The sequence below is a fragment of the Prochlorococcus marinus XMU1412 genome, from assembly GCF_017696315.1.
Lineage (GTDB): Bacteria > Cyanobacteriota > Cyanobacteriia > PCC-6307 > Cyanobiaceae > Prochlorococcus_A > Prochlorococcus_A marinus_AF.
On sequence record NZ_JAAORJ010000001.1, the window covers coordinates 465,485 to 476,144 of the forward strand.

Consider the following 10,660-nt stretch of genomic DNA (forward strand, 5'->3'; position numbering starts at 1 on the left):
TTGTTGATTACATTATAAATATTTTAAATTTTCTCACCAATAATATGTACATTTAAAATCCTTTCTTTTTGATCAAATCTATGTTCCCATAAATACACTGCTTGCCATGTACCAAGCATAATATTGCCGTCCCGAAAACTTAGAGATAAACAAGTATTGGTTAAGGATGTTTTAATATGTGCGGGCATATCATCAGCTCCTTCTTGATAATGTTTATAAGAAATTTCTTCTCTATTTTTCGATAAAGTAAAGTAGGAATTATATGGGACTATGGATTGCATATATTTTTTTAAGTCTTTTAGTACGTTTGGATCAGCATTCTCATTAATAGTTAAGCTGCAACTGGTGTGAAGTGAAGTTAAATTTAAAATTCCTGAATTAAAATTATTTTTTTCAATAAATAAATTTAAATCATTTGTTATGTCAATAAAACCCTCACCATGAGTTATGAAGCCTAATTTTGAAAATATTTGTTCCATATAAGTTAAAACTCAATTAATTAATATTCTATTATGGATAAACCATGTACGTTTTATTCAAACATCAAAATTTTTATCTTAAGATGAATCTAATTTATATATAAATTTTTGGCTGAAATTCAATGGAATAAGCTAGGGGCTTATCTTAAAGAAACTCAAATATTAGGTTCAATCCAAAATACACTTTATTGGGATCAGAATACTGGGATGCCCAAAAAAGGAGCTTCTTGGAGGTCTGAACAACTTACCTATATTGCAAAAATCTTGCATAGAAGAAATTCTTCTGAAGAATTTTCTAATTTAATACAATCCGCTAAAAATGAATTATCAGATACTGAAAATTCCAATGATCAACTCTTTATTAGAGGTAAAGAAAGAAACATTAATCTTTTAATAGAGGAATTTAATAAAGCGAAAAATTTAGATCCTAAATTAGTTGAGTCTTTAGTAAAGGCAAAATCTAAAGGATATGAAAGTTGGCAAGAGGCTAAGAAAAAATCAGATTTTAAAGTTTTCCTCCCATTCTTTGAAGAACTAGTCAAATTAAGGATTGAAGAGGCAAAACAGATATCAGATAAATATTCACCATGGGAAACTCTAGCCCAACCCTTTGAACCTGAATTAACACTAAAGTGGTTGAATAAAATGTTTCAGCCTTTGAAAGACACTCTCCCAGAGTTGATTAGAGGAATTAATAAATCTAAGAAATATCATTGGGATTTGAGTCCAGAATCTCAACATAATTTATGTTCTAAATTACTTGATGAGTTTGGTAGAGATAAAGATCTAGTAGTTGTTGGTAAATCTCCTCATCCTTTTTCGATTACATTAGGGCCTAATGATTATAGGATTACGACAAGAATTGTTGAAGGTGAACCATTATCAAGTTTTTTAGCAACTGCACATGAATGGGGACATTCAATTTATGAGCAAGGTCTGCCATCACAAAGTCATCAATGGTTTGCTTGGCCTTTAGGTCAAGCAACTTCTATGGGTATACATGAAAGTCAATCATTATTTTGGGAAAATAGAATTGTTAAATCCAAATCTTTCTCGAAAAGATTTTTTAAAAAATTTGTTTCAGCTGGATGTACATTAAATAATTACCTTGAACTATGGAAATCTATTAATCATTTGGAAGCAGGACTAAATAGGGTTGAGGCAGATGAATTGACCTATGGTTTACATATTCTGGTTAGAACCGAACTCGAAATAGATTTAATTGAGGGAGGGTTACCTGCTGAAGATATTCCAAAGGAATGGAATAAAAGATATGGTGAACTTCTAGGAATAAAACCATCTAATGATTCAGAAGGTTGTCTTCAAGATGTTCATTGGAGCGAAGGCGCTTTTGGATATTTCCCTTCATATTTATTAGGCCATCTTATAAGTGCACAAATATCTTCTCATATGGAAAGAGACATTGGTTTGTTAGATGATTTAATCCAAAATGGTGAATATCAAAAAATCATATTTTGGTTAAGAAATAATGTTCATAAACATGGCAGATCAGTTAATTCTATGGAATTGATAAGAATGGTCACTAACGAAGAACTATCACCAAACTATTTTATTAATCATTTAAAGTCTAAAATAAATGATTTTTGCTGAAACATTACTTTTAAAGAATTTGTTTGACTGTGAGGATGTAAGATAAATAAAAATTATTTCTTGATGGCAAATCTTAATCAACCCCCAAGCAGGGTTACACCAAATTTATTACACATACTAAACGCTTTCACTGATAACTCAAATACAATAATAAATACTATCGTTGAATTAAACTCCAATACCATAAATAAATATGAATTAATTACAGAAACGGGCCACCTTAAACTTGATAGGGTAGGTTACTCTTCACTTGCTTATCCTTTTGCTTATGGATGTATACCAAGGACATGGGATGAAGATGGAGATCCACTTGATGTCGAAATTGTTAGTGTAACTGAGCCATTGGTACCCGGATCTATTGTGGAGGCAAGGATTATTGGCGTGATGAAATTTGATGATGGTGGAGAGGTCGATGATAAGGTAATAGCGGTTTTAGCAGATGATAAAAGAATGGATCATATCTCAAGTTATGAAGACCTTGGAGAGCATTGGTTAAAAGAAACAAAGTATTATTGGGAGCACTACAAAGATCTAAAAAAACCCGGAACATGTACTGTTAATGGTTTTTTTGGGATAGAAGAAGCTGTTAAAGTGATTAAAGATTGTGAAGAGAGATACAAAAAAGAAATTGATCCCAAATTAATAAATTAACTAATTTGTGTTTTCTCTAAATTTTTCAAATATTTCGCTGAGTATTTTGTCGGCACCTTGGAGCTTTAGTTTCTTTGCTAGTTCTATGCCTACCAGTTCAGGGTCATTAATATTGCCAATAAATTGATCTTTTATAAGCCTTTCTCCATCAAGAGAGGCTACCATTCCGGTAAGGTGAAGTTGTTCATTATCAATATTACTATTAACACCTATTGGGACTTGGCATCCACCCTCAAGCTCCCTTAAGAAAGCCCTTTCTGCCAGACATCTTTGACAAGTGGGTTTATCTTCTAAGACATTTATAATTTCTAAAACTTTTTTATCATCTGATTTACATTCAATGCCTAGAGCTCCTTGGCCAACGGCATGAAGAGAAATTTCACTTGGTATAATTTGGTGAATTCTTGATTCAAAGCCTAATCTCTTTAAACCAGCGGCAGCAAGAATTATACAATCAAATTCTCCCGCATCTAATTTTTCAATTCTTGTAATAACATTTCCCCTGATATCTTTGAAAACAAGATGTGGGTACTTATTTCTTAATTGTGCAAGTCTTCTAAGAGAGCTTGTTCCCACAATCGAACCTTCAGGTAAGGTTTCTAATTTATAACAGTCATTTTTTTTGCTTACTACTAAAGCATCTGCAGGATCCTCCCTTTTTGTGATACATCCTAATTTAAGACCATTAGGCAAATTGGTTGGTAAATCTTTGAGAGAATGTACTGCTATGTCTGCATGACCTACGAGCATTTGTGCTTCAAGTTCTTTTGTAAATAATCCTTTGTCGCCTATTTTTGCTAAGGCTACATCAAGGATTTTGTCACCTTGAGTTGCCATAGCTTCTATAGATACTTCTAAATTGGGAATATTCCTTTCTAGTTGATCTTTAACCCATAAAGTTTGAACCATTGCTAGTTTACTTCTTCTACTAGCTATTTTCAGCTTAAAATTAGTCATTAAATATTATTTTGAGTTTGAATTAGAAATAAAGTCGAATCTATTTTAAGCTATTCTTTTGCAAGTTTTTAAAGCTAAATACTATACTTAACTTTTTTTATTTTATATATTCTTTTAAAACCCCATTTCTATTTGGATGTCTAAGTTTTCTTAGGGCTTTTGCCTCTATTTGTCTAATTCTTTCTCTTGTAACATCAAAAATCTGGCCAATTTCTTCAAGAGTTTTCATTCTTCCATCATCAATTCCATATCTCAATCTGAGAACATCTCTTTCTCTTGGACTAAGTGTGGCTAATACTCCTTCCAAATCTTCTCTTAATAAAGTTTTAGAAACATCTTGCTCTGGATTTTCTATATCAGCCTCTATAAAGTCACCGAGCCTTGAGTCTTCTTCTTTACCTATTGGAGTTTCTAAAGAAATAGGAAGTTGCGCACTTTTGGCTATAAATCTTAATTTTTCAATTGTCATTTCCATACTTTCAGCGATTTCTTCTTCACTAGGTTTCCTGCCAAATTCTTGACTAAGAACTTTTGTGGTTTTTTTAATTCTAGATATTGTCTCGTATAAGTGAACTGGCAATCTAATAGTTCTACTTTGATCCGCAATTGCTCTTGTAATGGCTTGGCGTATCCACCAAGTTGCATATGTAGAAAACTTATAACCTTTTTCATGGTCGAATTTTTCCGCTGCCCTAATAAGACCCAAACTCCCTTCTTGGATTAAATCTTGAAATGATAAACCTCTATTCATATATTTTTTAGCAATGGAAACAACTAATCTTAAATTTGATTGAACCATTTTTTCTTTAGCTCTCCTACCCAAGAGAAGTCTTCTTCTAAATTTGGAAAGAGGCATATCTATTAACTCGGCCCATTCTCTAACGGATGGGAAATGTCCTTTTTCTGACTCATATTGAGTTGCCAGCTCTTCTAATTGGAGTAAGTCAGCAATTTTTCTTGCAAGCTCAATTTCTTCATCTGGTCTTAAAAGTCTAATTCTTCCAATTTCCTGTAGATAAACTCTTATTGAATCTTCAGTGTAGATACCTTTTGGCCCAAGCTTTATATTTCCTAGCCCTTTATCTTCTTCATCTGAATCACTAAATTCATTATTACTCTCAATCCTGCTTTCCTCTAACTCTGAAGATGTCTGTAAATTTTGACTATTTTTATTACTATCTCCTTTTTCAACTACTGTTTCTAAATTTGTATTAATTTTTTTATTAATCTTTTTTTTTGAACTAGGCTTGGAATTCTTCGATTCTGCTGCGACTGGACACATAATTGACTCCTTTCTACGGTGAATTTAACTAGATAAAATTTTATTTAGGGCTAATTTGAACATTTAGTAGTAAAGTCCCCCTTATTGTTTAAAAAACTTCTTTACAAAATGAGAATAAGAAAAGTTTTTTAAATTGTTGAAAAATTTAAATAGTGCTATAGATTACCTAAAGTAAAAAGTCTTGGGATTTCTCAGACTGGCAGATCATTTTTTGAATTTTCAGTCAATGATCAAAGCTTCATGTCTCCCTTAAGAGCAGGATACTTACAATGTGCAAAAAACACTTTGTGGAATGTTCAACAATCCAATACTAAGAAAAAGTTTTGAAGCCGGCAAGTAATCAGTTATTAAATATCTCCTACAAATTGGAAATTTTGCTTGATATAGGTAGTAGTAATGAAAGCTTTTACTATTTAGATGGAAATAATCTTGAGGCAGAAGTTGGAGATATTGTATGTGTGAGACTAAGAGGGAGATTATTGAATGGGTTGGTGATCTCAAAAAAAAACTTTTCGCCAATAAATACTGATGAAGCAAATATTACTGGAGGAAAAAGCATAAGATATTTATTTGTTGAAAGTATTTTGCAGAAAAAAGTAATTGATGACTCTTGGAGAGAATGGATAGAGTCCCTAGCCTCTTTTTATATGGTTAGTAATTTAAAAATGTTTAAAACTGCATTTCCTCCTGGCTGGATTGGTAAATATAAGAATTTTTCTAAAGGTTTAAAAGATCAAATATGGATTGAAACTAAAAAAGAATTTGATATTAAGAAAAATGGATTAACCAAAAAAGAATTTTTTTTAATGAATACTTTGCCTGAAAAAGGTAATTGGCTAAGTGAATTAATAAAGTCTGGTTTTAATTACACTCTAATTAATTCAATGGTAAGTAAAAATTACCTTGTTAAATCTAAAAGAAAAAAAGATATAAATACTAAATTAAATTCCTTTTTAAATGATCATATTGTAACTAAAAAACCAAATCTTACAAATGAGCAAAAAATTGCTTTACAAGAATTTCAAACACTGAAACCAGGAGATGTTTTACTTCTATGGGGCGAAACGGGTTCAGGTAAAACAGAAGTTTATATGAGAATTGCTGAAGATCAATTTCTTAAGAAAAAAAGTTGTTTGATACTAGCCCCAGAAATCGGACTAATCCCTCAACTTATTGATAGGTTTAGTCGGCGATTTAACAATGTTGTTTATGAATATCATAGTAACTGTTCTCCTAATCATAGAACTGTGGTTTGGAAGAAAATTATTAATGCTAATGAACCTTTAATAGTAATAGGAACAAGGTCCGCAGTTTTTCTTCCAATGAAAAATCTAGGATTAATAATCATGGATGAAGAACATGATGTTTCTTATAAACAAGATAGTCCTATGCCTTGTTATGACGCAAGAGAGATTGCTATTGAAATAGTAAAAAGGAATTCTGCAAAGTTAATTTTTGGGAGTGCAACCCCATCAATGAAGACTTGGAAAAAGTGTATTTTTGAAAAGAATTTTAAATTGGTAAGAATGACTCAAAGGATATCTAGTAATGAGATTCCTGAAATAAGAATTATTGATATGCGGGATGAGTTCAAGAAAGGAAATATGAAAATTTTTTCCAATGAATTATTACAATTGCTTCCTCAACTACACTTAAAAAAAGAGCAGGCAATAATTTTGATCCCTAGGAGGGGGCATAGTGGGTTTTTAAGTTGTAGAAATTGCGGATATCTAATAAATTGCCCTAACTGTGACGTTCCTTTATCAGTGCATCTCGGCTTACAAGGAAAAAAATGGTTAAGCTGTCATTGGTGTGATCATAAATCTAGATTGATCAATCGTTGCCCAGATTGTCATTCAACTGCCTTTAAACCTTTTGGAATAGGTACACAACGGGTAATAGAGTTTTTAAATGAAGAATTTCCTGACTTAAGAGTACTTCGCTTTGATAGAGATACAACCTCAGGGAAAGATGGTCATAGAGATATTCTTTCAAAGTTCTCTAAAGGTGATGCTGATATTCTTGTAGGAACTCAAATGTTGGCAAAAGGGATTGACATCCCCAATATTACTCTTTCAGTAGTTATTGCAGCAGATGGGTTGCTTCATCGCCCAGATATTTCGGCAGAAGAAAAATCATTACAATTGTTTTTGCAATTAGCTGGCAGGGCAGGTAGGGCTGAAAAAAAAGGAAAAGTAATTTTTCAAACATATAAACCTAACCACCCGGTAATTTCGTATCTTCAGAAAAGAGATTATGAAAGATTCTTAAGTGAAAACTCGAAATTGAGAAAAGATGCTAATTTATTTCCATTTTGTAAGATTTGCCTTCTTAAATTATCAGGTGAAAACTATGAATTAACTGAGTCAATTGCAATAAAATTAGCGAAATATCTACTCAATTTTTGTGATAAAAAGAACTGGAAATTAATTGGTCCTGCTCCTAGTTTAATTGCTAAAGTTGGTAAAAAATTTAGATGGCAGATATTAATACATGGTCCTGAAGGAACAAAGATACCTTTACCTGATAGATCAATATTATGGAAACTTATTCCAAAAAATGTTTTTTTAACAATAGATGTTAATCCAGCAGAGTTGTAATTACTTTGATGGTAGTTGAGGTAAATCTGAACCTAATTTAAATCTATAGAATCTCAATAAATAAGCTAATATTATAATTATTAAAATAATAGATATCCCAATCAAAAGTTTGTTGAGGCTCCAGAAAGAAAATTCAAGACTATTTATCTGCCCTTGATTTAAATTCCAAATTATTAGATTTTTTGTGATTTCTAAATTTGAATTATTTTTATCGGTAAGGATAGCTTTATTAGGGGAAATAATTTTGAAAATGAGTTCTAAGTTATCAATACCTTGAATAGAATTTAGATCCAAATCTAACCTGTAAAAGTATTTTTTAAAAAAAATGTAGTTTTTTTGAATAGTATTAATTTCTATATTTGTTGATTCTCCCGCTAACTCTCCAGCTGTATTTTGTGTGATTTTAAGAACTTGCTTTGTATCTTCTAAATTGAGATTTTTATGTTTCAAAGAAAAGATTGATTCGTCTTGTTCAATTTCTGCGTCAGGAAAAATATCTTTCATCTTCTCTTCAAATTTTAATTGCCAAGGAAATTCCTTTATGTATTTACTTTCTATCACTAAATTATTGGTAATTGAATCAAGTTCACTAAGATCAAGGGTATCCTCAATTTTTACGCAGCCACTTAAAAGTGGAATTAATAATAATAGTATTAAAAAAATGATCAGTGAAAAGCCTTTCTGAAAAGGTTTTGTTTCACCAGTTGGTGTCTCAGTTACATTAATAAATTTTTTTTTCTTCAATACTTCTCTTTTTTTTCGCAGTGAGTTAAAGGATTTTTTATTGATTGATGGGTCGCTTTCAAACTGTACGTTCCAATTTTCTGGCTTTTTAATGTCAGGAGAATCTATAACTTCCATCAAATATTTTGCATTTTCTCTCGTCTTATTATCGTAAGATTTTAGAAGTTCTTTACAAAACCTTTTAGCCTCCTCCCTTTTATTGATCCCACATAGAGCAGTAATTAAGATTGTTCTTAAATTTACTCCCTCTTTGCTTGATAAAGGAAATGATTCGATTATGGGCAAAAGAAATTCAATGCAATAATGATACTCACCTTTAGCTAAAGCAAGTTCTACTTTTTCTAAAACTTGCTCATAAGTTTTCATGGATTAGGCGACTATCATTGTACCTATTCCGGAATTTGTAAAAATCTCAAGAAGTAATGAATGTTCTATTCTTCCATCAATTATGTGAGCTGCTTTGACTCCTTGGGCTAAAGCTCTTATACAGCATTCTGTCTTTGGAATCATACCTTCAGTTACAATTTTTTTATCAATAAAATCCCTTGCCTCTTTGAGATTAGTTTTTTCAACAAGACTATTTTTGTTATCTTTTTCTTTTAAAATCCCTTGTGTATCAGTAAGAAGAATAAGTTTTTCTGCATTTATTGCAGCAGCAATTTCTCCAGCAACAAAATCTGCATTAATGTTGTGGGAAATACCCTCCAAGGTTGATCCAATGCTAGAAATAATTGGGATGTATCGTTTAGAAATAAGAGGATCTAATATTTCAGGATTGATTTTTGTAACCTCTCCCACTAACCCATGGCTACCATCTCCTAGTTCTCTAGATTGAATTAAGTTGCCATCAAGACCTGATATCCCCACAGCTAAGGATCCAGTTTTATTAATCCCTTTTACAATTTGTTTGTTAACTCTACCCATTAGAACCATCTCGACAATTTCCATTGTTTTTTGGTCAGTAATTCTTAATCCATTTTCAAATTTAGGAGATATTTCTAATTTCTTTAACCAATTATTAATCTCTGGTCCACCTCCATGAATTACTATCGGACAAACCCCAACGGTTGATAAAAGTGCAATGTCTCTAAAAAAAGCATTTTTTAAATTATCATTCTCCATAACAGAACCTCCATACTTGATAACAATTTTTCTACCTGAGAAACTTTGTATATATGGAAGTGCTTCGCTTAATATTGATACTCTTTGAGAATCATTCATTATTAAAATTCATTAAAACTTGATTGAATTGAGAAATTAGGTTTTTACAAATATATCCCTATATTCAATAAAAGAGAATAAAATCAAATTCTTTTTTATTATCGTCGATAATAAATTCTGATTCAAGACCTTTGACGAAAAATCTATTTAACCTTTCTTGTTTTTCAATCCATTTTTCTAGAGGGACAGCGTTTAATTCGAAACGCATTCTGAGACCATTTTTTTCTTCCTTTGTAATTTCTTCTATTTCTTTTAATTGAGGGGGGTTATCCTCGTCCCACAAATTTAAAGATTCTAATGATGATTCAAGATGAGCTTTTATCCCATACCTCCATCTCGTAACATCTTTGACTAATGCTGTAAGTTCTTTTGGTCTATTAAATTTATTTCTCGCAAAATTTGTCTTGTCAAATAACTCTACAGGAGGTATTTCTGAAGTCTTTAAGCCTAAGCCAATTAGGAAAATAGGTACCCCATAAAAAAAAGTAGGTACACTTAAATTCACTGAGTCTGTAAAATAAGCAGTCATTCCAACAAAAGCTAATATACCCCCAGCGGTTACGATTAAGTTTCCAGGCGATAAGTATTTCTTCATTTTGATTTAGTAGAATGAGTTTTGAATGAGCTAACAAGTATTATGCAAGATCCTAATACTGCAAATCAAGGAGATTTAATTTTTAAACTTGATCAAGATAGAGCATGGCTACTAGAAAATCTTGATAAGGGTAAATGGCCAGAAATCAGAAGTGAACTTGCCGCGCTTGAAAGAAAAATAAGCAAATTAATTATAAGTGTTCAAGAAAATAATGTTGATATTTGATTTAAAAAGGTATTTCGTCAACTTCAGGTACTAAAGGTGAACTATCCCAACTAGATTTTTTAGCGGTTTCTTTATTTTCAAATGACTCATTATTTTCTTTTTGATCAGACTTAATAACATCAACTGGTGAAATTTGATGAATTTTTGAAGCTGTTAGTTCTGGTTGCTTTTCTTTCGTTCCGTCTTTTCTAGTGACTGAATTCATCTTTAGACGTCCTTCAATAACAATATTTTGCCCCTCCTTTAGTTCATCTACCATTTCTTGGGCAATATTTCCCCATCCTATAATCTTGAG

The 10,660-nt window shown here is 31.5% G+C and carries 11 protein-coding genes; 4 read left to right on the forward strand and 7 right to left on the reverse strand.

Features of this window, described 5'->3' with window-relative positions; all coding sequences use genetic code 11:
* Nucleotides 1-23: 23 nt before the first annotated feature.
* Nucleotides 24-479, reverse strand: coding sequence for a secondary thiamine-phosphate synthase enzyme YjbQ (locus tag HA152_RS02695; RefSeq protein ID WP_209133265.1), 456 nt, complete (start codon nucleotides 477-479; stop codon nucleotides 24-26).
* A 108-nt stretch (nucleotides 480-587) separates the two neighbouring features.
* Here HA152_RS02695 and HA152_RS02700 point away from each other — a divergent pair, with 108 nt between their 5' ends.
* Together HA152_RS02700 and HA152_RS02705 are read left to right on the forward strand one after the other, a co-directional pair.
* Nucleotides 588-2,090: a carboxypeptidase M32 gene (locus tag HA152_RS02700; protein WP_209133267.1), complete on the forward strand. Its 1,503-nt coding sequence runs from the start codon at nucleotides 588-590 to the stop codon at nucleotides 2,088-2,090.
* Between the two features lie 63 nt (nucleotides 2,091-2,153).
* Nucleotides 2,154-2,741 (forward strand): inorganic diphosphatase, encoded by a 588-nt coding sequence (locus HA152_RS02705; protein WP_209133269.1) that lies wholly within the window; start codon nucleotides 2,154-2,156, stop codon nucleotides 2,739-2,741.
* Here HA152_RS02705 and hemC read toward each other — a convergent pair whose 3' ends face one another.
* A complete protein-coding gene (gene hemC / locus HA152_RS02710; RefSeq protein WP_209133271.1) occupies nucleotides 2,742-3,698 on the reverse strand; it encodes a hydroxymethylbilane synthase in 957 nt (318 codons plus the stop codon). It abuts the gene before it with no gap.
* Nucleotides 3,699-3,795: 97 nt separating this feature from the next.
* Nucleotides 3,796-4,980 carry an RNA polymerase sigma factor RpoD gene (gene rpoD / locus HA152_RS02715; protein WP_209133273.1) on the reverse strand — a complete coding sequence of 395 codons (1,185 nt, stop codon included), beginning with the start codon at nucleotides 4,978-4,980 and terminating at the stop codon, nucleotides 3,796-3,798.
* Between the two features lie 323 nt (nucleotides 4,981-5,303).
* Here rpoD and priA point away from each other — a divergent pair, with 323 nt between their 5' ends.
* Complete coding sequence (gene priA, locus HA152_RS02720) at nucleotides 5,304-7,580, forward strand: replication restart helicase PriA (RefSeq protein WP_209133275.1); 2,277 nt, start codon at nucleotides 5,304-5,306, stop codon at nucleotides 7,578-7,580.
* Here priA and HA152_RS02725 read toward each other — a convergent pair whose 3' ends face one another.
* From HA152_RS02725 to HA152_RS02735, 3 genes are all read right to left on the reverse strand, one after another.
* Nucleotides 7,581-8,690 carry a DUF3153 domain-containing protein gene (locus HA152_RS02725; protein WP_209133277.1) on the reverse strand — a complete coding sequence of 370 codons (1,110 nt, stop codon included), beginning with the start codon at nucleotides 8,688-8,690 and terminating at the stop codon, nucleotides 7,581-7,583.
* A gap of 3 nt (nucleotides 8,691-8,693) precedes the next feature.
* Nucleotides 8,694-9,545, reverse strand: coding sequence for an acetylglutamate kinase (gene argB / locus HA152_RS02730; RefSeq protein ID WP_209133279.1), 852 nt, complete (start codon nucleotides 9,543-9,545; stop codon nucleotides 8,694-8,696).
* Between the two features lie 64 nt (nucleotides 9,546-9,609).
* The gene (locus tag HA152_RS02735; protein ID WP_209133281.1) at nucleotides 9,610-10,140 is read right to left on the reverse strand and encodes a DUF2854 domain-containing protein; all 531 of its coding nucleotides are present in this window, start codon (nucleotides 10,138-10,140) and stop codon (nucleotides 9,610-9,612) included.
* Nucleotides 10,141-10,182: 42 nt separating this feature from the next.
* On the opposite strand from HA152_RS02735, the gene HA152_RS02740 reads away from it, so the two are divergent.
* Entirely contained in the window at nucleotides 10,183-10,365 is a 183-nt protein-coding gene (locus HA152_RS02740; protein WP_075440528.1) for a hypothetical protein, read from the forward strand.
* Nucleotide 10,366: 1 nt separating this feature from the next.
* Here the strand turns inward: HA152_RS02740 and HA152_RS02745 are convergent.
* The coding region (locus HA152_RS02745) for a single-stranded DNA-binding protein (protein ID WP_209133283.1) at nucleotides 10,367-10,660 on the reverse strand (294 nt) is incomplete at its 5' end.